19 protein-coding genes are annotated in these 23,567 nt (G+C 73.0%); 12 read left to right on the plus strand and 7 right to left on the minus strand.

The features are described 5' to 3' along the window. Nucleotides 1-44: 44 nt before the first annotated feature. Both ACLF3M_RS20445 and ACLF3M_RS20450 read right to left on the minus strand, forming a co-directional pair. Nucleotides 45-1,322: an ABC transporter substrate-binding protein gene (locus ACLF3M_RS20445; RefSeq protein ID WP_430658826.1), complete on the minus strand. Its 1,278-nt coding sequence runs from the start codon at nucleotides 1,320-1,322 to the stop codon at nucleotides 45-47. A gap of 28 nt (nucleotides 1,323-1,350) precedes the next feature. Further along, a complete protein-coding gene (locus ACLF3M_RS20450; RefSeq protein WP_430658827.1) occupies nucleotides 1,351-2,436 on the minus strand; it encodes an ABC transporter ATP-binding protein in 1,086 nt (361 codons plus the stop codon). 106 nt (nucleotides 2,437-2,542) lie between these two features. Between ACLF3M_RS20450 and ACLF3M_RS20455 the strand changes: the two genes are divergently transcribed. The 5 genes from ACLF3M_RS20455 to ACLF3M_RS20475 all read left to right on the plus strand — a co-directional run bounded on the left by ACLF3M_RS20455 (nucleotide 2,543) and on the right by ACLF3M_RS20475 (nucleotide 9,915). Then, nucleotides 2,543-3,676 (plus strand): 2-aminoethylphosphonate--pyruvate transaminase, encoded by a 1,134-nt coding sequence (locus ACLF3M_RS20455; protein WP_430658828.1) that lies wholly within the window; start codon nucleotides 2,543-2,545, stop codon nucleotides 3,674-3,676. 59 nt (nucleotides 3,677-3,735) lie between these two features. After that, nucleotides 3,736-4,968 carry an NAD(P)-binding domain-containing protein gene (locus tag ACLF3M_RS20460; RefSeq protein ID WP_430658829.1) on the plus strand — a complete coding sequence of 411 codons (1,233 nt, stop codon included), beginning with the start codon at nucleotides 3,736-3,738 and terminating at the stop codon, nucleotides 4,966-4,968. 75 nt (nucleotides 4,969-5,043) lie between these two features. After that, the gene (locus tag ACLF3M_RS20465; protein ID WP_430658830.1) at nucleotides 5,044-5,673 is read left to right on the plus strand and encodes a TetR family transcriptional regulator; all 630 of its coding nucleotides are present in this window, start codon (nucleotides 5,044-5,046) and stop codon (nucleotides 5,671-5,673) included. A gap of 61 nt (nucleotides 5,674-5,734) precedes the next feature. After that, complete coding sequence (locus ACLF3M_RS20470) at nucleotides 5,735-6,820, plus strand: efflux RND transporter periplasmic adaptor subunit (protein ID WP_430658831.1); 1,086 nt, start codon at nucleotides 5,735-5,737, stop codon at nucleotides 6,818-6,820. Nucleotides 6,821-6,825: 5 nt separating this feature from the next. Next, nucleotides 6,826-9,915, plus strand: coding sequence for an efflux RND transporter permease subunit (locus tag ACLF3M_RS20475; RefSeq protein WP_430658832.1), 3,090 nt, complete (start codon nucleotides 6,826-6,828; stop codon nucleotides 9,913-9,915). 4 nt (nucleotides 9,916-9,919) lie between these two features. Here ACLF3M_RS20475 and ACLF3M_RS20480 read toward each other — a convergent pair whose 3' ends face one another. Together ACLF3M_RS20480 and ACLF3M_RS20485 are read right to left on the minus strand one after the other, a co-directional pair. Further along, a complete protein-coding gene (locus tag ACLF3M_RS20480) occupies nucleotides 9,920-12,049 on the minus strand; it encodes an ATP-binding protein (protein ID WP_430658833.1) in 2,130 nt (709 codons plus the stop codon). A 172-nt stretch (nucleotides 12,050-12,221) separates the two neighbouring features. Continuing rightward, complete coding sequence (locus tag ACLF3M_RS20485; protein ID WP_430658834.1) at nucleotides 12,222-13,868, minus strand: gamma-glutamyltransferase family protein; 1,647 nt, start codon at nucleotides 13,866-13,868, stop codon at nucleotides 12,222-12,224. A 68-nt stretch (nucleotides 13,869-13,936) separates the two neighbouring features. Between ACLF3M_RS20485 and ACLF3M_RS20490 the strand changes: the two genes are divergently transcribed. Beyond that, on the plus strand, nucleotides 13,937-14,407 hold the full coding sequence (locus tag ACLF3M_RS20490; protein WP_430658835.1) for a GlcG/HbpS family heme-binding protein: 471 nt from the start codon (nucleotides 13,937-13,939) through the stop codon (nucleotides 14,405-14,407). A 62-nt stretch (nucleotides 14,408-14,469) separates the two neighbouring features. Continuing rightward, a complete protein-coding gene (locus tag ACLF3M_RS20495; protein WP_430658836.1) occupies nucleotides 14,470-15,078 on the plus strand; it encodes a glutathione S-transferase family protein in 609 nt (202 codons plus the stop codon). A gap of 72 nt (nucleotides 15,079-15,150) precedes the next feature. Here ACLF3M_RS20495 and ACLF3M_RS20500 read toward each other — a convergent pair whose 3' ends face one another. Then, complete coding sequence (locus ACLF3M_RS20500; RefSeq protein WP_430658837.1) at nucleotides 15,151-15,798, minus strand: Tat pathway signal protein; 648 nt, start codon at nucleotides 15,796-15,798, stop codon at nucleotides 15,151-15,153. 191 nt (nucleotides 15,799-15,989) lie between these two features. Between ACLF3M_RS20500 and ACLF3M_RS20505 the strand changes: the two genes are divergently transcribed. The 3 genes from ACLF3M_RS20505 to ACLF3M_RS20515 all read left to right on the plus strand — a co-directional run bounded on the left by ACLF3M_RS20505 (nucleotide 15,990) and on the right by ACLF3M_RS20515 (nucleotide 18,958). Beyond that, nucleotides 15,990-16,304 (plus strand): hypothetical protein, encoded by a 315-nt coding sequence (locus ACLF3M_RS20505; protein WP_430658838.1) that lies wholly within the window; start codon nucleotides 15,990-15,992, stop codon nucleotides 16,302-16,304. 62 nt (nucleotides 16,305-16,366) lie between these two features. Further along, complete coding sequence (locus ACLF3M_RS20510; protein ID WP_430658839.1) at nucleotides 16,367-18,085, plus strand: tetratricopeptide repeat protein; 1,719 nt, start codon at nucleotides 16,367-16,369, stop codon at nucleotides 18,083-18,085. A 9-nt stretch (nucleotides 18,086-18,094) separates the two neighbouring features. Next, entirely contained in the window at nucleotides 18,095-18,958 is an 864-nt protein-coding gene (locus ACLF3M_RS20515) for a 4-(cytidine 5'-diphospho)-2-C-methyl-D-erythritol kinase (RefSeq protein ID WP_430658897.1), read from the plus strand. Here the strand turns inward: ACLF3M_RS20515 and ACLF3M_RS20520 are convergent. Both ACLF3M_RS20520 and ACLF3M_RS20525 read right to left on the minus strand, forming a co-directional pair. Further along, a complete protein-coding gene (locus ACLF3M_RS20520) occupies nucleotides 18,936-20,117 on the minus strand; it encodes a pyridoxal phosphate-dependent aminotransferase (protein ID WP_430658840.1) in 1,182 nt (393 codons plus the stop codon). The genes ACLF3M_RS20515 and ACLF3M_RS20520 overlap by 23 nt on opposite strands. After that, entirely contained in the window at nucleotides 20,117-21,514 is a 1,398-nt protein-coding gene (locus ACLF3M_RS20525) for a gamma-glutamyltransferase (protein ID WP_430658841.1), read from the minus strand. The genes ACLF3M_RS20520 and ACLF3M_RS20525 overlap by 1 nt, the downstream gene beginning before the upstream one ends. 175 nt (nucleotides 21,515-21,689) lie before the next feature. Between ACLF3M_RS20525 and ACLF3M_RS20530 the strand changes: the two genes are divergently transcribed. Together ACLF3M_RS20530 and ACLF3M_RS20535 are read left to right on the plus strand one after the other, a co-directional pair. After that, a complete protein-coding gene (locus ACLF3M_RS20530) occupies nucleotides 21,690-22,445 on the plus strand; it encodes a DsbA family protein (protein WP_430658842.1) in 756 nt (251 codons plus the stop codon). A 127-nt stretch (nucleotides 22,446-22,572) separates the two neighbouring features. Further along, nucleotides 22,573-23,544, plus strand: a complete 972-nt coding sequence (locus tag ACLF3M_RS20535; protein ID WP_430658843.1) for a peptidase M14 — start codon at nucleotides 22,573-22,575, stop codon at nucleotides 23,542-23,544. Nucleotides 23,545-23,567: the final 23 nt, after the last annotated feature.

Raw genomic sequence — 23,567 nt, forward strand, 5'->3', positions numbered from 1 at the left:
GCGCGGGAGGGGGCAGAACGGTGTGCGGGGAAGGGGCACGGATCCTACCTGAACCGCCGCAGCAGCCGGTCCGCTTCCTGCTGGGCGTCGTTCATCGCGGCCTGGGGCTGCTTGCGGCCGAGCAGCGCGGCCTGGAGGTTGTCGTTCAGCGCCTTGGTCACGCGCTGGTTGTCATGCGTGGAGAGCTCGGCCACGGCATGCGGCAGCTGGTCGCGCGCGACGGCCGCCGCGGGGAAGTCGGCCACGTAGGCGCGCATGGCTCCCGTGTCCCAGGCCTGCGGCGTCACCGCGACATAGCCGGTCTCGATGCCCCAATGCGCGGCACGCTCCGGCGTCGTCAGGAAGCGCGCGAAGCGCACCGCGCCCTCGCGCTGCGCGGCATTAGCGGACTTGAAGACATAGAGGTTGCCGCCGCCTGTCGGGCTGCCGAGCTGCACGCCGGCCGGCAGCATGCCGACGCCGAAGGGGAATTGCGCGGTGCGGCGGACATTGGTCAGGTTGCCCGTGGTGGTCCACATCATCGCGACCTTGCGCTCGAAGAAGTCGCGCGGCGTGGTGCCCCATTCCACGATGCCCGGTGGCTGCACGCGGTGCACGTTGGACAGGTCCGCCCAGTACTTCAGCGCCTCGGCCACCTTGGGGTCGCTGTAGAAGACGCGGTTGCCCTCCTGGTTCATCAGGCGGACGTTGTTCTGGGTCGTCAGCCCCTGGAACAGCCAGTAGGGGAAGCCCGAGGACGGGATCTGGATGCCCCATTGCGACGTGTTGTCGCCCTGGCGCTTCGTCAGCTTCTGCGCGTGGCTGAGCTGCTCCGCCCAGTTCGCCGGCGCGACATCGGGGTTCAGCCCGGCCTCGCGGAACAGCTCCTTGTTCCAGTAGAGCACGATGGTCGAGCGCTGGAACGGGATTCCCCAGGTCTTGCCGGCCGTCCGGCTGTTCTCGAGGAAGCCGGGGAAGAAGCCGTCGAGCCAGGCGCGCTCGACGCCGGGCTGGTCGTCCCAGGCCAGCACCGCGTCCTCGTCGATCAGGGTGAACATGTCGGTGGACAGCAGGCAGGCCAGTTGCGGCGCATCACCGCCGCGTATCGCTGTCAGCGTCTTGGTCAGCGTGTCCTGGTAGCTGCCGGCATAGACGGGCCTGATGCGGAAGCCCGGGTTCTCCCGCGCGAACTCCTCGCAATAGCCGTCGATCAGGCGCGGGATCGGGCCGCCGACCGCGATGGGGTAGTTGAAGGTGATCTCGGTCGGTGCCTGGGCGTGCACGGCCGGCGCGGCGAGCGCGGCGCCTACCAGGCCAAGCGTGGTGCGGCGGGTGATCGTCATGACGTGGTCCTCCTTCCTCTTGATGATATCAGGCCGCGGCGCGCCGCAGACCGGTATTGGCTTCGAACAGATGCAGCGACGGCGGCAGCTTCAGCCGCAGCCTCGTGCCGGCGGGCAGCGCGTGGTTGCCCTGCACGCGCGCCGCAAGCTTCTCGCCGGCGTCGCCGATCGCGCAGGTCATCACGGTCTCCGCGCCCAGGAACTCGGAATCCAGCAGCGTCGCCGGCAGGCCGCCTTCGTCCGCCAGCGTCACCTCCTCCGGCCGCACGCCGAGCAGCGCGCCGGCGGCCGAACCGGGCGCCACGCGAAGGTCCGGCGCGCCCGCGATGATCGCGCCGTCGCCGCCAGGGACCAGGCGCAGCAGCGACATCGGCGGCGTGCCGATGAAGGATGCCGCGAAGACGGAAGCAGGGTTCGCGTAGAGATTGGCGGGCGTCGCGTCCTGCTCGATCCGCCCCTCGCGCAGCAGCACGACCTGGTCGGCCATGCTCATCGCCTCGGCCTGGTCATGGGTGACATAGACCATCGTGATGCCGAGCCGCTGCTGCAGCGCGCGAATCTCGCGGCGCATCTCGGCGCGCAGCTTGGCGTCGAGGTTCGACAGCGGCTCGTCCATCAGGCAGATCGGCGCCTCCGCGACCACTGCGCGGGCGAGCGCGACGCGCTGCTGCTGGCCGCCGGAAAGCTGGCTCGGCCGGCGATGCAGCAGCTTCTCCAGCCCCAGCATCGTCGCGGTGCGATCGAGGCGCGCCTCGCGCTCGGCGCGGGGGACGGCGCGGGCGCGCAGCCCGAAGACGATGTTCTCCGCGACGGACAGGTGCGGAAACAACGCGTAGGACTGGAACACCATGGAGATCCCGCGCGCCGCCGGCGGCAAGCCCGTGACGTCGCGGCCATCCAGGAAGAGCCGTCCCTCGGTCGGCGCCTCCAGCCCCGCGATGACGCGCAGCAGCGTGGATTTGCCGCAGCCCGAGGGTCCGAGCAGGACGAGGAAGCTGCCCGCCGGCGCGTGCAGCGACACGCCGCTCAGCGCCCGGGTCTCGCCGAAGGCCTTGCCGATGCCGTCCAGCCGGATGGCGCCGCGGGGGCCGTTGATCTCGGGGGGAATCGCCATGCGTGGCCGAGGATAGGCGGCAACCGCGACGGCGCACCAGACCGGCCGGTTCCGCAGCCCGCCCCGCCATGCCATCGTCACGGCAGCCGCCGTGGAGGGGACCGGGATGGACCAGGAGCGACCCGAGGACGAGCCACTCATGCTCACCCCCGGCCCCGCGACGCTGTCGATGCGGGTCAAGCGGGCGATGCTGCACGACTACGCCTCGGGCGAGCGGGAGATGCTCGACGCCATCGCCTTCAGCCGGCGCTACATCCTCGATCTCTGCAACGGCGCGGGCACGCACACCGCCGTGCCGATCGTGGGCAGCGGAACCTCTGGCAACGAGGCGGCGATCGGCACGCTGGTGCCGGAGAACGGCAAGCTGCTGATCCACACCAACGGCGTCTATGGCGACCGGCTCGTCGAGATCGCCCGCAAGATCCGCGTGCCCTACGCCAGCTTCCGCACCGCGCCCTTCACGCCGCCGACCGCGAAGCAGTTCGAGGCCATGCTGGTCGCGGACCCCGCCATCACCCATGTCATGGTCGTGCATTGCGAGACCTCGACCGGGATCCTGAACCCGATCGAGGAGATCGCGGCGGTGTGCCGACGGCGCGGCGTGGCGCTGCTGATCGACGCCGTCGCCTCCTTCGGCGCCTTCGCGCTGGACGCGAGGACGCTGGGCTACGACGCCGTGGTCTGCTCCGCCAACAAGGGGCTGCAGGCGCCGCCCGGTCTCGCCTGGGTCGTGGCCAAGAAGACTGCGCTGGAGGCGACGAAGGGCAATGCGCCGAGCCTGACGCTGGATCTCTGGGACCAGGACCAGCACCTGGAGCGGACGGGGATGTTCCGCTTCACCCCGGCGACGCACCTTCTGCTCGGCATGGCGGAGGCGCTGCGCGAGCACGCCGAGGAGGGCGGCATCGAGGCCCGCCAGGCCCGCTTCCGGAAGAGCTGGCGCCGCCTGGTGGACGGCATGCGCCAGATGGGGTTCCGCACCCTGCTGGAGGACGAGGTGGCGTCGCCCATCGTTACGACCTTCCACGACCCGCCGGACCCGAACTACTCGTTCCGCAAGCTCTACGACGGCATGAAGGCGCGCGGCTTCATCATCTTCCCCGGCCGCCTCGCCGCGGCGAACACCTTCCGGCTGGCCTGCATCGGCATCGTGACCGAGCGCGACATCGGCCGCGCGCTGGACGCCATGGCAGACACGCTGCGGGAGATGGGCGTCACCACCATGGGACGGGCGGATTGAATTCGTTGCGCTGACCGCGCGCCAGGCGCTACGCGGCACGCTCGGAGCAGGATGGCGCCATGCAGCTTCCGCCACGGATCGAGACGCTGGTGATCGGCGGCGGCCAGGCCGGCCTGGCCATGAGCGAACAGCTGTCCGCGCGCGGCATGCCGCACCTGGTTCTGGAACGCGCGCGCGTCGCGGAACGCTGGCGGTCGGAGCGCTGGGACGGCCTGCGTTCGCTCGGGCCGAACTGGGGCACGCGGATCGGCGGCTTCGCCTGGACCGGCAGCGAGCCCGAGGGCTACGGATCGCGCGACGAGATCGTGGCCTTCCTCGACGCCTATGCCAAAGCCATCGCGGCACCGGTGCGCTGCGGGGTCGAGGTCAGGGCGCTGCGGGCGACCACGGAAGGCGGCTTTCGCGCCGAAACCTCCGCCGGCGCAATCGAAGCCGACAATGTCGTGGTCGCCACCGGCCCTTTCCAACGGCCGACCTGGCCCGCCTTCGCGGCGGAACTGGGCGGCTTCCAGCTTCATGCGAACGCCTACCGCAATGCCGCGCAGTTGCCCGACGGCGGCGTACTCGTGGTGGGCGCCGGCACCTCCGGCGTGCAGATCGCGGACGAATTGCTGCGGTCCGGCCGGCGCGTCTTCCTTTCGGTCGGGCGCCACCGCCGGCTGCCGCGGCGTTACCGCGGGCACGACCAGGTGTGGTGGCGGATGGAGATGGGCCTCTGGGACGCGCCGGCGCAGGGGCCGGGCCAGCCGGGGTCGCTGACCGTCAGCGGCGCCTATGGGGGCTACACCATCGATTTCCGCGACTTCGCCGCGCGCGGGATGGTGCTGCTGGGGCGTGCGACGGACGCGCAGGAAGGCGTGCTGCGCTGCGCGCCCGACCTCGCCCAGCGCATCGCGGAAGGCGACGCCGCCTTCCTGGACTTTCTCGACACCGTCGACCGGCATGTCGCGGCGACCGGGATGGACGCGCCCGAGGACCCGCAAGCCGGCGCCCTGGCCGCGCTGCCGCCCGCGCTGCTCTGGCCGCCCATAGCACTGGACCTGCGCGCCGAGGGCGTCGCCTCGGTCGTCTGGGCCACCGGATATGCCCTGGACTTCAGCTGGATCGGGCTGCCCGTCCTCAGGGCGAACGGGCAGCCCCGGCACGAGAAGGGCATCACGCCGGTCCCGGGCCTTGCCTTCCTAGGGCTGAGCGGGCTGTCGCGGCGGAACTCCGCCTTCTTCAACGGCGTCGCTGCCGACGCGGCCCATCTTGCCGACCACCTGCGGGCCAGGGGACCGCGCCCAGCATGACATGCTAAGCGGTTCGGCCGCCGCGATTCGCCTCAGCACTGGCTTTCTGACGCCTGAAGGATTACATCACTTGTCATGAACGCCGCCACCGACGCGATGCGCCGTCCGACCGCGGAGGAGACGCGCGCCCGGATCGAGGACACCGCCGAGCGGCTGTTCAAGACCATGGGCTACCAGAAGACCGCGGTTGCCGACATCGCGCGCGAACTCGGCATGTCGCCGGCCAATGTCTACCGCTTCTTTCCCTCGAAGTCCGCGATCAACGAGGCGATCGCGCGGCGCATGCTGTCCGGCGTCGAGGCCGAGATCTGGGCTATCGCGCGCTCCGACACGCCGCCGCCCGAACGCCTGGCCCAGCTGCTCCGCACGCTGCACCAGCGCCATGTCGGCCTGTTCTTCGCGGAGAAGCGGCTGCACGACATGGTGACCGCGGCCATGGCCGAGCATTGGGGCGTGGTCGAGAACTTCATCCATGCCTGCGTGACGGCCTTCCGCCATGTGCTGATGGACGGCATGGCGGCCGGCATCTTCGCGCGGCGCGACCCCGAGACGACGGCGATCGCGATCAAGCAGGCCATCATCGCCTTCGTGCACCCCGTGCTGATTGCGGAATGCCTGGGCCACGACACCTCGGAGGACCAATTGGCGGCCGACCTCGACCGCGTGGTGGCCCTGATCGTGGCAGGACTGAAGACTGCTGACTGACGATTATTGACTTTCATCAGTCAGAGATCATTATAAAGCGACCAACCTCCCCGAGGTCGCCATGCGTGCCGCCGCCCCCCTGCTCCTCCTCCCGCTCCTGGCGGCCTGCCGCGTCGAGCCGCCGGCCGCCCAGGCCAACCCTGCCACCGCCCCGCGCCCCGTCCAGGTCGCCGATGTCGCCCTGGCGCCGGCGGAAACCCGCGCGGCCTACACCGGCACGGTCCGCGCCCGGCGCGAGGTGGATGTCGGCTTCCGCACGGGCGGGCGCATCGCGACCCGCCTTGTCGAGGTCGGCGAGAGCGTGACGGCGGGCCAGGAGCTCGCCCGCCTGGACCCCGCCGACCTCGCGCTGGCGCTGCGCAGTGCCGAAGCGGATCTCGCCAGCGCCGAGGCGCAGTCCCGCCAGGCCGCCAACGACGCCGCGCGGTCGCGCACGCTGCTCGCCGCCGGCCATGTCGCCGCCGCCTTCGACGACCAGCGCCAGGCCGCAGCCAGCGCGGCGGCCGAGCGCGTGGCCTCGGCCCGCGCCTCGCTGGAACTCGCGCGAAACCGGCTGGGCTATGCGACGCTGCGCGCGCCGTCTTCCGGCGTGGTGACGGCGCTGCTGGCGGAGGCCGGGCAGGTCGTTCCCGAAGGCCAGGCCGTGCTCCGGATCGCCGACCCGTCGGAGCGCGAGCTCGTCGTGCGCGTGCCGGAATCCGCCCTGCCCGCCCTGCGCGGCGCGGCGGCCGAGGCGCGCTTCTGGGCAAGGCCCGATGCCCCGCTTGCCGCCACCCTGCGCGAGCTCTCGCCCCAGGCCGATGGCGCGCTCCGCACCTATGCCGCGCGCTTCGCGCTGCCGGATGCGCCGGACTGGCTCGCGCTCGGCATGACCGGCACGGTGCGCCTGGCGCGGGACGCCGGCATTGTCGCCACGCTGCCGCTCGGCGCGCTGCATGACCGCGGCCAGGGGCCCATGGTGTGGCGCGTCGCGGGCGACCGGATCGAGGCGGTGCCGGTGCGCGTGACGTCCATTGGAGAAACGACGGTGCAGGTCTCGGGTGCGCTGACCGCGGGCGAGAAGGTGGTCGCGCTCGGGCCCCAGCTGCTCGATCCCGACAGCCGGGTCCGCGTCGTGCAGACCCGCCTCGCCGCGACGCTGCGGTGAGCGCCATGACCGAACGCTTCAACCTCTCCGCCTGGGGCGTGCGCAACGGGGCGCTCACGCTCTTCGCGATGATCCTGCTGGCGGCGCTCGGCCTCGGCGCCTGGCAGAAGCTCGGCCGCGCCGAGGATCCGTCCTTCACGCTGAAGGTCATGGTCGTCAGCGCGTCCTGGCCGGGCGCCACCGCCGAGGAGATGCAGGCCCAGGTCGCCGACCGCATCGAGAGCCGCCTGCAGGACCTGCCCTGGCTCGACCGGCTCGAGACCTATGTCCGGCCCGGAATCGCGACGACGACTGTCGTGCTGCGCGACACCACCCCGCCGCGCGAGGTGCAGACGCTTTGGTACCAGGTCCGCAAGAAGGTCGGCGACATCGTGCCGAACCTCCCGGCCGGCGTGCGCGGCCCCACCTTCAACGACGAGTATTCCGACGTCTATTCCGCCGTCCTGGCGCTGACCGGCGCCGACAACGCCGAACTCGTCCGCCAGGCCGAGCGCATCCGCCTGCGCTTGCTGCGCATCCCCGGCGTCGAGAAGGTCGCGATCTCGGGCGAGATCGAGCAGCGGATCTACGTGGAAGCGTCGCATGCGCGCCTCGCCACCCTCGGCGTCCCGCCGACCGCGATCCTCGACGCGCTGTCCCGCCAGAATCCCGTGGCGCCCGCCGGCGTCGTGGAGACCGGCAGCACCCGCGTCCACCTGCGCGTCGGCGGCGCGCCGGACGGCGTGGCCGCGATCCGCGCCGTGCCGGTCAGCGCGCCCGACGGGCGCACCATCCGGCTCGGCGACATCGCCGATGTCAGCCGCGGCCTGGCCGACCCGCCCGCGGCCGCGATCTTCCACGAAGGCCGGCCGGCCGTGCTGGTCTCGGTCGCCAAGCAGCGCGGCTTCGACGTGCTGGCGCTGGGCGAGAGCCTGAACCGCGAGCTCGCCGCGATCCGCGCCGACCTGCCGGTCGGGCTGGAGCTGCAGGCGATCGCCGACCAGCCGCACATCGTGGCCGAGAGCATCACGGAGTTCCTGACTAAGTTCGCGGCCGCGCTGGTCGTCGTGCTGGTGGTCTCGCTGCTCTCGCTCGGGCTCCGGGCGGGACTGATCGTGGCGCTCTCGGTGCCGCTGACGCTCTCCGCCGTCTTCATGCTGATGCTGTGGTGGGGGATGGAGCTGGAGCGCGTCTCCCTCGGCGCACTCATCCTCGCGCTCGGTCTGCTGGTGGACGACGCGATCATCGCGATCGAGGCGATGGTGGTGAAGCTCGAGGAAGGCTGGGACCGGCTGCGCGCGGCCGCCTTCGCCTGGGGCAGCACGGCGGGGCCGATGCTGTCGGGCACGCTCGTCACGGTCGCGGGCTTCATCCCGGTAGGTTTCGCCAACTCGACCTCCGGCGAGTATGCCGGCGGCATCTTCTGGGTCGTCGGCGCGGCGCTGATCGCGTCCTGGCTCGTCGCGGTGTGGTTCACGCCGTGGCTCGGCGTGAAGCTCCTGCCGACCCCGAAGCGCGTGACGCATCACGCGCATCTCTATGACGGCCGCTTCTACCGCGCCCTGCGCGCCGCCGTCGCCTGGTGCACCGACCACCGCGCGGTCGTGCTCGGCGCGACGCTGCTGGTGCTGGCCGCCGGCTTCGCCGGCATGGGGATGACGAAGAAGCAGTTTTTCCCGACCTCCGCGCGGCTCGAGCTGCTGGTGGATGTGAACCTGCGGGCCGGCGCCGGCTTCGCCGCGACCCGCGATGCCGTGGAGCGCATCGCGCTGCAGGTCGCCGACGACCCGGATGCCGAGACCTACACCGCCTACATCGGCGCCGGCGCGCCGCGCTTCTTCCTCGCGCTCAATCCCGACCTGCCCAACGAGGCGTTCGGCAAGCTGGTGATCCAGTCCCGCGATGTCCCGGCGCGCGAGCGCCTGCGCGAGAAGCTGATCGCCTTCGCGGAATCCGGCGCCGTGCCGGAAGGCCGCGTGCGCGTCTCCCGTCTCGATTTCGGCCCGCCCGTCGGCTTCCCCGTGCAGTTCCGCGTCGTGGGCGGCACGCCCGGCGAGCTGCGCGCGGCCGCAGACCAGGTCATGGCGGCGCTGCGCGCCACGCCCGGCACGCGCGACGTCCAACTCGCCTGGGGCGAGCGCGCGCCGGCGCTGCGCCTCGTGCTCGACGACGAGCGCATCGCGCAGCTCGGCCTGTCGCCCGATGCCGTCGCGCAATCCGTCCAGGGCCTGCTGTCCGGCTCGACCTCGACAAGGCTGCGCGAGGGGGACCGCCTGGTGGACGTCGTGCTGCGCGCGCCGGCCGGCGAACGCGGCGCGCTCGGCTCGCTCGGCGACCTCAACATCGTCACCGCGGCTGGGCCCGTCCCGCTCGCGCAGCTCGCGCGGCTCGAGCCCTCGATGGAGGAACCGATCCTCTGGCGCCGCAACCGCGAGCCCTTCCTGACCGTGCGCGCGGAGATCGCGCCCGGCCTGCAGGCGCCCGACGTCACCGCCGCGGCGCTGCCCCGGATCGACGCGCTGCGCGCGACGCTGCCGGTCGGGATGCGCATCGAGACCGGCGGCGCGTCGGAGGAATCGTCGAAGGCCAATGCCAGCCTCTTCGCCCTGTTCCCGGTGATGGTCGCGGCGATGCTGCTGGTGCTGATGGTGCAGCTGCGCCATTTCGGCCGCACCGCGCTGGTCGTCGCCACCGCGCCGCTCGGCATCCCCGGTGCCGCGCTCGCGCTGCTGGTGATGGGCATGCCCTTCGGCTTCGTCGCGCTGCTGGGCGTCATCGCGCTGGCCGGCATGATCATGCGCAACACGCTGATCCTGGTGGACCAGGTGCGCCAGGACACGGAGGCCGGCATCCCGCTGAGGGAGGCGATCATCGAAAGCACGGTGCGCCGCGCCCGGCCCGTCATCCTGACCGCGCTCGCCGCGATCCTCGCCTTCGTCCCGCTGACGCTGTCGGTCTTCTGGGGGCCGATGGCGGTCGCGATGATCGGCGGCCTCGCCATCGCGACGCTCGCCACGCTGCTCGTGGTGCCGGCGCTGAACGCGCTGGCGCTGGGGCGCCGCCCGGGGCGGGAAGCCACCGCCCTGCCGCGCCTGCATCCCGTCCCGGCGGAGTAGTCCGCTACCCCGCCTCCTCGGGCTGCAGCAGCGCCTCGGCGCGCGCGGCGAGATCCCGTGCGTCGATCGGCTTGCGCAGCAGCGCGAAGGGTCCGCCGCGCATCGCCTCGGCCAGCGCGGTCTGCGCCGCGGTGCCGTCCCCGACGAGCCCGGTGAGCAGAACCGCGGGCAGCCCGGGAAGCTGGCGCCGCGCCGCCCGGATCAGCGCCAGGCCGTTCATCCCGGGCATGGACAGATCCGTCACCAGCAGGTCGAAGGGTTCCTCGACGGATTGCAACACGGCCAGCGCCGCCGGCCCTTCCGAGACCTGCTCGACGCGCCAGCCACGCTCCGCCAGTTCCGCCGCCAGCGTCTCCCGCACCAGGGGCTCGTCATCCACCAGCAGCACGCGCGGCGCGCCGCGCGCCGCGAGCGCGAAGTCCGGCGCCGGGGCCCGCTCCGCGATCTCGCTGCGCGGCAGCCAGAGTGTCACCGTCGTCCCGCGCCCGGGCGCACTGCCGATCGCGAGCGTCCCGCCGGACTGCTCCGCGAAGCCGCGCGCCATGGCCAGGCCCAGCCCCGTGCCGCGACCCGGCGGCTTGGTCGTGAAGAAGGGCTCGCTCGCGCGGGCCAGGGTCGCCGCGTCCATCCCCGCGCCGGTGTCGGCGACCGAGAGGCGGAGATAGCTGCCAGGCGGCAATCCCGCGGGATTGCGAGCCTCGAACCGTTCCTCCCCGGCGGAGAGCGTCAGCACGCCCCCGGCCTCCATCGCGTCGCGCGCATTGGTCGCGAGGTTGAGCAGCACGGTCTCGAGCTGGCCCTTGTCGGCATGCAGCGGCGGGAGCGGCGCGGCGACGGCCAGCCGCACCTCGATCCCCGCACCCAGCGTGTGGCGCAGCACTTCGGCCAGGTCCTCCAGCATCGCACGCGCTTCCACCGCGGCGGCACGCAGCTCGCCCTGCCGCGCGAAGGCCAGCAGCCGTCGCGCGACGGAGGCGCCGCGCTCCGACGCCTCCAGCACCATCCCCGCCAGTCGCTTGACCTGGTCGGCCTCGGCGGGCCGGCGCTGGATCAGCCGCGCGCCGGACGCCGCGGCCTGCAGCACGTTGTTCACGTCATGCGCGATGCCGCCGGCGAGCTGCCCCAGCGCTTCCAGCCGCTGCGCCTGGCGCACGCGCGTCTCCGCGGCCTCGCGCCCCGCGGTCTCGCGCTTCAGCTCCTCGATCGTGGCGGCGAGCCGCGTGCTGGCCGCGCGTTCCGCACGCGCGCGCTGGATCGCGAGGGAGGAGGCGAGCAACAGCAGCATCGAGGCGCCGATCGCGACGCCGCCATAGAGCACGAGGTTGCGGCGCCAGCGCGCGACGAGTTCATGCATCTCCACCCCGAAGCTGACATGGAGCGGCCAGTTGCCGAGCCGGCGATAGGCGAAGAGCCTCTCCTGCCCGTCCACCGAGGAGATGCCGCGTTCGAAGCCGCCCTCGCTGTTGCGCGCGATCGCCTGCATCAGCGGGCTGGCGGGGCCGAGCCGAGCCGGGCCGTTCGGCGGGTCGCGCGCCAGCACCGCGCCATCGGCGCGCGTCAGCGCCGCGGCGTGACGGACCGGCGGCGCGGCTTCCGCGAAGAAGCGGGAGAAATAGTCGGGGCTGAGCGCGACGTGGATCGTTCCGTCGAAGCGCCCGTCTGGCGTGCTGCGCCGGCGGCTCAGCGCGAAGCTCGCGACGGCGGTGATGCGGCCGCGATAGGCGTCGGAGACAAGCGGGCCGGGATCGCCGGCGGCATGGAGGCGGAAGAATTCGCGATCCGCGATCGTCACCGCGGGATCCCAGGGCTGGCTGCCCGCGCGCACCACGCCGTCGCGGTCGGCGACCCAGATCGAGACCGCCTGCTCATAGGGCTCGCGGAGATGCGCGAGGAAGGCGCTCGTCTCGGGCGCGGCGATCTGGTCCCAGGTCAGGTCGCGCACGCGGTCGTCGACGCGGGCCAGCGCGAGTTCCTGCGTCTCGAAGACCTTGCGCGCGTGTTCCTGCAGGATGAGCGTCGTGCGGACGATGCTGTCGGCACCTTCGCGCATCACGTCGATGCGGTTCTGCCAGGCGGCCGCGGCGAACAGCAGGGCCGGCACGAGAAGCGAGGCGAGGACCAGGACCAGCGGCAACCCAAGCGCCGCACGGCGGAGGGCGGCTGAAGGCGGCGCGGGCGTTGCGGCGCGCGCACGCCCGGTCGGCAAGGCGACGTGCAACTAAGCGTCCCGCATCCGTGAGGCGTGAGACCTTGCCCCCGGTCCGGCCCGGCCGGAACGCCGGGCAGGATGACGACTTCGGGAGGGTTCAGCCGGCGTTCCGTTCCACCGCCAGCGCCATGCCGTCGCGTTGCGGATCGGCGCCGCCCTCCAGCCTGCCGTCCCACAGCGCGATTCCATGCGGCGCGGCAAAGGGATAGGAGAAGGCGCTGCGCTTCACCTCGTGGCCCCTCCGTTCCAGCTCCGCCGTGACGCGGCGCGGGATGCGGTTGGAGACATCGATCGCCGGCGTGGTGGCGGAGAAGCGCGGCGCCTGCACGGCCTCCTGCATCCCCATCCCGAATTCCAGCAGGTTGAGCAGCACCTGGATCAATGCGACGCCGATCCAGGCGCCGCCCGGCGCGCCGAGCGTGACGACAGGCTTCTCGCCGTCGAAGACCATCAGCGGCGCCATGGAGGAGAAGCGCTTCGACCCCGGCGCGATAGAACCCGGACGGCCGGGCCGCGGATCGTACCAGTTCATGGCGCCGTTCAGCATGATACCGGTGCCCGGCGGGATGACGCCGGACGGAATCCCCAGCGTATGCGTCATCGTTGCGACCATCCCGTCGGCATCCACGGCGGAGATCGTGGTGGTGTCGCGCGGCTCGCCGGAAAGCGTCAGCGCGCGGGCGGTCTCGCCGCGGCGGATGCGATCGGCGCAGGCATCCGCGTAGTCGTCGGACAGGAGTTCGCGCAGCGGCGGCGGGTGCAGCACGGGGTCGCCGATATGCGCCTCGCGATCCGCCAGCGCGATGCGCATCGCGCCGGTCACGACGCGGATGAACTCGGCGCTGTTGTGGCCCATGGCGGCGAGGTCGAAACGCGACAGGATCGTCAGCGCCTCCGCCACCACGATGCCGCCCGTCGGCGGCGGCGGCACGGCGATGCTGAAGCCCCGGAAGGCGATGCGCAGCGGTGCCGTCTCGGTCACGCGGAAGCCCGCGAGGTCGGCGCGCGACAGCAGCCCGCCATGGGCGGCCATGCCCTTTGCGATGACCTCCGCGATCGGGCCGTCGTGGAAGGCCTCGGCGCCGCCCTCCGCCACCGCGCGCAGCGTCGCAGCCATGGCGGGGTTGCGCACGGCCTCGCCCGGCCGCTTCGGCGTGCCGTCCTCGCGGAGATAGAGCGCGCGGCCTTCCGCGGTGAAGGCCAGCTTGTCGAGCATCGACAGGCGGCCATAGGCGGCCTCATCAGCGGTGAACATGTAATGGACATGCGGCCGGATCGCCCAGCCGCCCTCGGCATGCCCGACGGCGGCGTCGAACAGCCCGCGCCAGGGCAGCCTCCCCCAGCGGCGATGCACGAGGTCCATCAGGCGCAGGATGCCGGGCGTGGTGACCGCGCCATGCCCGATCTCGTTCACGGCGTCGCGCAGCCGGTAGCCATAGCCGTCGCTGCATTCGCCGAGGTAGCGGTCCACCCACATCGTCGGCGTCGCCGCCGCGGGGCAGGTGGACAGCGCGTCCAGCACCGTCGTCCCGCCGGTCCTCGGGTCGAACAGCGTCAGCACGCCGAGCCCCGCGAGCCCGCACATCATGGGATCCACCACGCCCTGGGTCAGCGCACAGGCCAGGACCGCGTCCAGCGCCGATCCGCCGGCGGCCAGCGCCTCCGCGCCGGCCTCCACGGCCTCGGGCTGCGGGGCCACGATCATCGCGGCGGGGCGGGGCATGCGGCGGGCGGGGCGTGGCATGGCGGGAAGCCTAGACGCGCGGCGCGCCGGCGGGCAGAGGGGCGCGCACCACAAGGGAGATCCGATCCATGCCCCACGCCTCGCCCGCCGGCTTCCGGCACGGCCTGACGCTGGCCGCCGCGCGCACCATCGCGGATGCAACGCTTGCCAAGGGCCGCGAGCTCGGCCTGGCGCCGCTGACCGTCGTGGTGCTGGACGGCGCGGGCAAGCTGAAGGCGGCCTATCGCGAGGACGGGGCGAGCCTTGCGCGAGAGGATATCGCCTGGGGCAAGGCGAATGGGTGCCTGGCGATGGGCCTGGCGGGGCGGGAGCTCGCGCGGCGGTCGCAGGCGATGGCGGGCTTCATGAACGCGCTGTCGGACCTGACCGGCGGCCGTGCGGTGCCCGTCCCCGGGGGCGTGCTGGTGAAGGACGACCAGGGCGTCGTGCTCGGCGCGGTCGGCGTTTCGGGCGACGCGTCCGACAAGGACGAGGTCTGCGCCGTGGCCGGCATCCGCGCCGCGAACCTCGTTCCGGAGACGGGCGATCCGCTGGCCTGATCTGGACGCGAGAGGCGAATCGCGCGACTCCGTTTTCCATCCCAAGGGGAACGGAGACATCCATGCTGAAGATCCACGGCATCGCGCGAAGCCGCGCCTTCCGCTGCATCTGGGCGGCCGAGGAAGCCGGCCTGCCCTATGAAATCGTGCCCGTCGGCTTCGGCGCCGAGCACAAGCCCGAGGTCCTTAAGGTCAATCCGAACGGGAAGATCCCGGCCTTGCAGGACGGCGCGCTGACGCTGTTCGAGAGCCTGGCGATCAACCTGCACATCGCCGACAAGGCCGGCGCGCCGCTGATGCCGGTCGGCAACGACGCGTCGCGCGTCCTGCAATGGACGCTCTGGGCCGCGACCGAGATCGAGCCCGTGCACCAGCAATGGGCCTACAACACCTATATCCTGGCGGCCGAGAAGCGCGACGCCGCCGCCGCCAGGGCCAACGCCGAGGCGCTCGGCCAGCGCCTGGCCGTGCTGGAGAAGCACCTGGCCGCCGGTGGGCCGTACCTGACCGGCAAGCACTTCACCATCGCGGACTGCAACCTGGCGGCGGTGCTCTACGGCTCCTGGATGAACGGCTTCGACTATGCGCCGTATCCCAAGGCGAAGGCGTGGCTCGATGCCTGCCTCGACCGCCCGGCGGCGCTGAAAGCGCGGAAGCTGCGGGAAGGGTGAGACCTCGCCGCCCTCCTTCTCCCTCCCCCGCCGTTGCGGGGGAGGGCCGGGGCAGGGGCCGGTCCGGCGCCGTCAGCGCCAGACGAACTCGTTGATGCTGCAGGTCTCGATGCGGCGGCGCTCCTGGGCGGCGCCGTTCATGTAGACCACGCGCATGTCCACCTGGCAGACGCCGACGGCGGGCAGCGCGACCTGGAGCCGCTGGCCAGGCGCGAGCGTGTTGGCGCCCAGCCGGTCCGGCCCCCAGTTGTTCTCGGTCGCCAGCGAGACATAGACCTCGCGGATCGTCGCGCCGCTGCCATTGGTGAAAACGAAGGACGGGTTGCCCCGGCCCGGGCTGATCGTCGCCCCCGCGCCGCCGCCGAGCGTCGCCCCCGCCCCGGCGCCACCGCGGCCGAAGACGATCTGCGACAGGCCGCAGGCGTTCACCGCCATCCGGCTCTCCTCGCCGCCGCCCTGATAGGTGACGCGGATGTCCAGCACGCAATCCCCGAAATTGGGCGTCACCCAGACCCGGTTGCCGGGCGGCAACACGCCCGCGCCCAGGATGTCCGGACCCCAATCCGACACGCGGGAGGAGGAGACGAACGCGCGCTCGATCACGCGGCCGGTGTCGTTGACCAGCCAGAAACGGTTCTGCGCCTGTGCCTGGCCCGGCGTCAGCACCCCCGCAACCAGGCCCGCCGCCAAGGCAAGCGCGGCAACCAGCAAGCGACGCATGAAGTCTCCTCCGTGAGCGAATTCGATGTCCGGCGGCGACATCATGAACGGGGATGTCGAGGTCGTGAATGCGGATTCACGAGGATCACGCGGGAAAGCGCACGGAACCGCCGCGACCTTTCGAGACAGACAAGGCGATGGACCGTTTCGCTCGCGCACGTCACCCTGTCCTCCGATCACAGGAGCGTGAGATGTCGGGTCGGACGGAACAGGACGAGTTGAAGCGGCTCTCGGCCACGGTGGTCGAGATGCGGGCCGAACTGATGGTCACCCAGGCCGCCCTGGCCGCGGCGATGTCGGAGATCGCGCGCCTGACGCCCGACCCCAAGCCGGGCCTGGCCGAGGCGGTCGCCCGCCTGCTCGGCTTCGCCGACGCCGCGGCATCCGGCCTGCGCAACCAGCCGCTGGTCCGGCCGGAAGCGCCGACCGATGCGGCGCTGCGCATGGCGGATTGGGCGGAAGGCCTGCTGCACGGGCCGGTCAAGGCGCCCTCCCTGCCCGGCTGAATCCCAACGACGTGCCGCCGCGCGCATGGCGCGGCGGGCGCGGGCTTTGCTAGGGTCGCGGCATGTCACGCCCGTTCCCTCCCCGTCGCGCGCTGCTGCTGGCGGCGGCCCTGCTCTCGGCCTGCGCCGCGGCCGGCGCGCCCGCCCCCGCCACCGCGCCCGGTGCGGCTACCACGACCGAGCCGCCCGGCGTGTTCGGGCCCTACCTCGCGGGCCGCTTCGCGCAGACCGAGACCGACACCGCGACCGCCGCCGACCGGATGATCGAGGCGCTGCGCCTCGATCCCGAGCAGCCCGAGATCGTCACCCGCGCCTTCGTCGCGGCGCTGCTGGATGGCCGGCCCGAAGCGCTGCAGCTGGCCCGGCGCCTGCCCGACAACCAGGCGGCGCAACTCCTCCTGGTCGGATCGGAAGCGCAGGCCGGCCGCTGGGACCGGGCAGAGCAGCGCATCCGCGCCCTGCCGCGCCAGGGGCCGGCGGCGCTGCTGCAGCCCCTGCTGCTGGCCTGGACCCTGCAGGGCAAGGGCCAGACCGACCAGGCCGTCGCGGTGCTGCGCCCGCTGGCCGAAGGCGGGCGGCTGCGCGGCATCCACGCGCTCCATCTCGCCCTGATCCTGGACCAGGCCGGCCGCGGCCGCGACGCCGAGCGCTATGCCCGCATGGCGCTGGCGGAATCGCCCGAGGTCTCGCTGCGCCTGATCCAGCTCGCCGGCGGCGTCCTGGCGCGCAACGCGCGTGAGCAGGAGGCGCTGCGCCTCGCCGAACAGCTCGGCCGGGGCCTCGGCGATTTCGGAATCCTCGGCACGACGGAGGCCGCGCGCCGCGCGCTCTTCGCGCAGCGCGGCGTGTCCTCAGCTGTCGAGGGCATCGCGGAGGCCGAGCTCTCGCTCGCCGCCGCGCTGCGCGGGCAGGCGAATGGCGAGCCCGGGCTGATCCTGGCGCGGCTGTCGCTGCGCCTGCGCCCGAACTTCCCGCCGACCCTGCTGCTGATCGCCGAGATGTATGCCGACCAGCGCCATCCCGAGACGGCGATGGCGGTGTTGGAGACGATCCCCGCCGGCGATCCCGTCTCCCGCGTCGCCGCGCTGCGCCGCGCGCAGCTGCTCGATCGCAGCGAACGGACGGAGGACGCCGAGCGGCTGCTGCGCGAACTGGCGCGCGCCGTGCCGGAGGCGCCGCAATCCTATGCCCGGCTCGGCGACATCCTGCGCCAGCGCGGGCGCTATTCCGACGCGGCGGACGCCTACGACCAGGCCTATGATCGCGTGCAGGCGCCGGCGACCGATGTCTGGCCGCTGCTCTATGCCCGGGGGATCGCCAACGACCGCGCCGGGCGCTGGGCGCGGGCCGAGGCCGACTTCCAGCGCGCGCTGCAGCTCTCGCCCGAGCAGCCCTATGTCATGAACTACCTCGCCTACACATGGGTCGAGCGCGGCACGAACCTGCAGGAAGCGCGGCGCATGCTGGAACGCGCCGTGGAGCTGCGGCCCAACGACGGCAACATCGTGGACAGCCTGGGCTGGGCGCTGTTCAAGCTGGGCGACATGCCCGGCGCGGTGCGCTGGATGGAGCGCGCGGTCGAGCTCGAGCCGCGCAACGCGGTGATCCTCGATCACCTCGGCGACGTCTACTGGGCGGTCGGCCGGCGCAACGAGGCGCGCTTCCAATGGCTGCGCGCGCTCCGCGCCGACCCCGAGGACGCCGACATCCCGAAGATCGAGGCGAAGCTGCGCAACGGCCTTCCGACGCCGCCCTCCGCCACAGCGCAGCGGAGTGACTGAGCGATCTCGCTGCCCCGCGTGATCACTCAGCCCGCCCCGGCCAAGGTCAACCTCTATCTCCGCGTCACCGGCCGGCGCGCGGATGGCTACCACCTGCTCGACAGCCTCGCCGTCTTCGCCGAAGCCGGCGATGTGATCGCGGCGACGCCGCAGGAGGCGCTGACCCTGGCGCTGACCGGCCCGGAAGCCAAAGCGCTGCAGGCCGAGCCCGACAACCTCGTGCTCCGCGCCGCGCGCGCGCTGGCCGCCGCGACGGGCGCCACGGAGGGTGCGGCGATCACGCTCGACAAGCATCTGCCGATCGCGTCGGGGATCGGCGGCGGATCGGCAGACGCCGCCGCGGCGTTGCGCGCGCTGGATGCGCTCTGGGGCACGCGCTGCGGGACCGATGGGCTGCGCGCGGTCGCGGCCACGCTCGGCGCCGACGTCCCGGTCTGCGTGGAAAGCCGCGCGGTGCGCATGCAGGGCATCGGCGAGATCCTGTCCGACCCGCCGCCGCTGCCGCCCTTCGGCCTGCTGCTGGCGAACCCGCGCATCGCGCTGCCGACACCCTCGGTCTTCCGGGCGCGGCGCGGCGATTTCTCGGCGCCGTTGGAGATGCCCGCGCGGATCGCGGATGCCGCCGCGCTCGCGGACTGGCTGCGCCCGCTCGGCAACGACCTGCAGGACGCCGCGATCTCGCTCTGCCCGACGATCGCCGAGGTGCTGGCCGCGATCGCCGCGCAGCCGGGCTGCCTGCTCGCACGGATCAGCGGTTCGGGCGCGACCTGCTTCGGGATCTTCGCCACCCCGGAGGAAGCGGCGCGCGCGGCAGCAGCACTGCACGAGGGATGGTGGCGTTGGGGCGGCGCTACCTGCCGAGCCATGCCCTGAGCCGCGCCGGCGCCTGCACGATCTCGGCTTCCCGCCCGCAATAGCTGAAGCGCATGAAACGGGCGCCGCGCTCCCGGTCGAAATCGGAGCCTGTCGTCGCCGCGATCCCCGCGCCTTCCAGCATGCGCGCGCAGAAGCCGGCGCTGTCGTTCGTCAGCGCGCCGATGTCGCACCAGAGATAGAAGGCGCCGTCGGCCTGCGCGATGCGGTCGAAGCCGGCGGCGGGCAGGCCCGCCAGCAGCGCCGCGCGGGACCGCGCATAGGACGCCTTGTTGGCCTCCAGCTCCTCCGTGCAGTCAAAGGCCGCCTCGGCGGCGACCTGCGCGACATGGGGTGCGGAGATGAACATGTTCTGCGCCAGGCATTCGACCGGGCGCACCAGGTCCTCGGGCAGGACCAGCCATCCGATGCGCCAGCCCGTCATGCTGAAATACTTGCTGAAGCTGTTCACCACGACGGCGCTGTCGCTGAAGGAAGCGGCCGTGCTCTCCGCGACGGTGCCCCAGGTCAGGCCGTGGTAGATCTCGTCCGAGATCAGCCGCACACCGCTCGCGTGGCACCAGCGCGCGATGGCCGACAAGTCCTCGGGCGGCAGCATGGTGCCGGCGGGGTTGGACGGGCTCGCCACGATCAGCCCCGCAGGGCGGGGATCCAGCTTCTCCAGCATCGCCATGGTGGGCTGGAACCGCGTCGAGGCATCGCAGGGCAGCAGCTGCGGCACCATCCCGAGCGCGGTCAGTATATTGGCGTAGGGCGGGTAGAAGGGCGAGGCCATGGCGACGCGATCGCCCGGATCAAAGGCCGCGAGGAAGGCCAGCGGGAAGGCGCCCGAGGCGCCGACCGTCACGGCGATGCGCGATTTCGCGACCGCGACGCCGTATTTCTCGGCGTAATGCCGCGCGATGCGCGCGCGCAGCGAGGCGATGCCGAGCGCCTCGGTGTAGCCCATCGGCGCGCCGGCCTGCAGTGCGCGGATCGCGGCCTCGGCCGCCCCGCGCGGCGCGCCGGTGCCGGGCTGGCCGACCTCCATGCGGAGGATGCCCAGGGAATCGGGATACGCGCCGGGCGGCAGCGACGCCGCGCGCGCATTGGCGGCGGCGATCACGTCCATCACGAGGAAGGGCGGCGCCGCCGCGCCGCGCCCGACCTTGAGCGCCATCAGCGATCGGAGCCGACGGCCAGCCCCGACCCGCGCGGATCGGCCGAGGCGGCGCAGGCCTCCGGCGCGCCGGGGAGGTAGCGCAGGCAGCCCACCGCGACGGCGCGGCCGGGTTCCGGGACGGCGCGCACGGCGTTGGTGGCGTCCTGGCCGCGCAGCATGGCGGCCATCGGCACCGCGACGGCTGCCGCCGCCATCTCCTGCCCGCTGCCCGCGACGGCGGCACGGAAGGCGCGGAGATTGGCGTTGTGCGCGACCGCCGCCGACAGCAGCGGCGGCGTGACGCGGCCGATATTCGGCGCCGCGGCCAGCACCATGCCCGTCCCCGGCGCGACGCGCCCGGTGCCGAAAAGGTTGTTCATGGTGAAGGCGCAGGACACCGCCATGCCTTCCCGGTCCACTGCGACCAGTCCGGTCGAGGCCGGCAGCGTGGCCCCGCCGGCGGGACCGGCCTGCGGGTTGCCATCGTTGAAGGCCGCGGCCGCCGCGCCGCGATCGGTGGCGGACAGGAAGGACACGACGTCGTTGCCGACACGCACCTGCTGCGGCGCGACGACCTGGCCGACCGAGGCGCGGAGATCGGCCACCGTCAGCCCGCCGCCGGCCGTGGCCGAGGTCTCCTCGAGCCGCCGCGCCAGGCCGCCCTGGTACATGTCGCCGATGCCCGAGGTGCGCAGCGTCGCGAAGGTCGCGGCCAGGTCGCCCTGCACCAGCCGGGCACCGGTGGTCAGCGGCTGGCCGTTCGGCCCGGCGAAGATCGCCTGCGACCAGGGGTCGGCGAACAGCGGGCCGGCGACCGCGGCGAGGTCGGTGGCCAGCGCGTTGCTGACCTCCACGCCGAAGCGCGCGGCCTGCTCGGCCGGGCCGACCGCCTGCTCGAAGGGGAGCCGCCCGCCGCGGGTGTGCAGCAGGAAGAGCCCGCGCGCCATCATCGGCACCGCGGCAGGGCGATCCGCATCGGCCGGCACGCTCGACCGCGCGCCGGGGGGGAAGACGATCGCCTCCGTGCCGGCGCGGCGCGGGTTGAACATCAGGCAGGCCCCGCCCCCGCCAAGCCCGGCCCGGGAGGGCAGCGTGACCGTCATCATGAAGCCCGCCGCGGCGGCGGCATCCGCCGCCGTGCCGCCGGCCGAGAGCACGTTGCGGGCCGCCAGCGCCGCACGGGGCTCCTCCGCCACGACATAGCCGAGGAAGCCGCGGACGAAGCCCTCGGCGCCGGCCGGCGGGCCGGAACTGCCGCCGAGGAAATTGCCGACGGCGGTGGTGGCGCTGTTGATGGTGCTGCAGCCCGGCAGGGCCAGCATCAGCGCGAGGCCGGCCGCCGGGACCAGGCGCCGTCGCGTGCCCGTGGCCCGGCCGCTGCCATGCCGGCCGTTGCTATGCGCGCTGCGCCCCATCCTGCCCCTGCCCTCGCACCCGGCGCCGCGCACGCCCGCCGGGCGGCCGGGTCGCCTCACGCACGTCCAGATCGCGGGGATAACCGCATCCGGAGGAGCGGGCAACCGCGCCCCCCGGCGCGCCCACGCCGGCGCGGGCCTTGCGCCCGCGCGCGGGAGCCCACATGACCACGGCATGCGCAAGCTCCCCGCCCTGCTGCTCCTGCTCGTCCTGCTGCCGATGGCCGTCCCGGCCGCGGCGCAATCCGCCTTCACCGAGGCGCAGCGATCGGAGATCGTGGAGATCCTCCGCCGCGCGCTGCGCGAGGACCCGTCCATCCTGCGCGAAGCCCTGACGGGACTCGACGCGGCGGACCAGCGCGCGCGGGCGGGGGCGCAGCGGGACGCGATCCGGGCCAATGCCGGCGCGCTCTTCTCGGACGCCGCCGACCCCGTGCGCGGCAACCCGCGCGGAGACGTCACGATCGTCGAGTTCTTCGACGCGCGCTGCCCGTATTGCAAGCAGATGCAGCCCGCGATGGACGCGCTGCTGCGGCGCGACCCGAACATCCGGGTCGTGATGAAGGACCTGCCGATCCTGGGGCCGAGCAGCGTGGTCGCGGCACGCGCGCTGCTGGCCGCCCACCGGCAGGGCCGCTACGCCGCCTACTACGACGCGCTGATAGCGCTGCGCGGCGAACCGACGGAGGCCGTGCTGCGCGAACAGGCGCAGCGCGTGGGCCTGGACTGGAACCGGCTGCGGCGCGACATGGACGACCCCACGATAGCGCAGCGCATCGAGGCCAATCTGCGCCTGGCGCAGGCGCTCGGCGTGGACGGCACGCCGGCGCTGGTGATCGGACCCGATGCGAATGCGGCGCAGCTCGTGCCCGGCGCTCTCGAACTGGCGCAGCTCGAGCGCATGGTCTCGCAGGCGCGCGCGTCACGCTGACCGGGACACGGATTGCGCCCCGGTCGCCGCGGGCTACACTGCCGTAGCACGGGAGCACGCGGGATGCGGGCGAGACGCGACGCAACGGAAGGGCCGACGCGGCATATGCCGCGCGCGTCCCCGCGTCGTGACGCCTGACATGCTGCCGGAGGTCCCCGTACCGCTGGCGCCGCCGCGGCTGGAGGTGCGGCTGCCGCTGCCCGACGTCGCGGCCTGGCGGCAGGGGAACACCGGCATCGAGGGCGCCTGGAGCTTCGCCTCGGCGATGCCGGGACCGCATCTCCTCGTCACCGCGCTTGTGCATGGCAACGAGATCGCGGGCGCGCTGCTGCTGGCGCGCTGGCTCGCGGAAGGCGTGCGCCCCCGGCGGGGGCGGCTGACGCTGTGCTTCGCCAACCTCGCGGCCTTCGAGCGCTTCGACCGCGCCGATCCCACGGCGAGCCGCTTCGTGGACGAGGATCTGAACCGCGTCTGGGCCGAGGACATGCTGGCGGGATCGCGCCGGTCGGTGGAGCTGGACCGCGCGCGGGCGCTGCTGCCGCTGGTGCGCGACGCCGACGTGCTGCTCGACCTGCATTCCATGCTCTGGCCGTCGGATCCGCTGATGATCGCGGGGCCTGGCGCGGCGCGGGAGCTCGGGCGGATGCTCGGGACGCCGGCCGTCGTGGTGTGCGACGAAGGCCATGCGGCGGGGATGCGCATGATCGACCATGCGCGCTTCGCTGGCGGCGCGAGCGCGCTGCTGGTCGAGGCCGGGCCGCATTGGCAGCCCGAGACGCTGGCGCAGATGGAGGTGACGGCGGCACGGCTGCTGCGCGGCCTCGACATGGCCGAGCCGGGCGCGCCGTTGCCGCCCAACCTGCCGACGCCGCCCGGCCGGATCGCCAGGGTGACGCGGACCGTGACCGCGCAGGGCAGCGACTTCGCCTTCCTGCGGGAGTTCCGCGGCGGTGACGTGATCGCCCGGCGCAACACGCTGATCGCACTCGACGGCGAGATCGAGATCCGCACGCCGCATGACGACTGCCTGCTCGTGATGCCGAGCCCCCGCGCGATGCGCGGACATACCGCGGTCCGCCTGGCGAGGTTCGAGGCATAGAGCACTCCCGGCGGCCTACCCCC

It is taken from the genome of Falsiroseomonas sp. HW251 (assembly GCF_050563545.1).
Taxonomy (GTDB): domain Bacteria; phylum Pseudomonadota; class Alphaproteobacteria; order Acetobacterales; family Acetobacteraceae; genus Falsiroseomonas.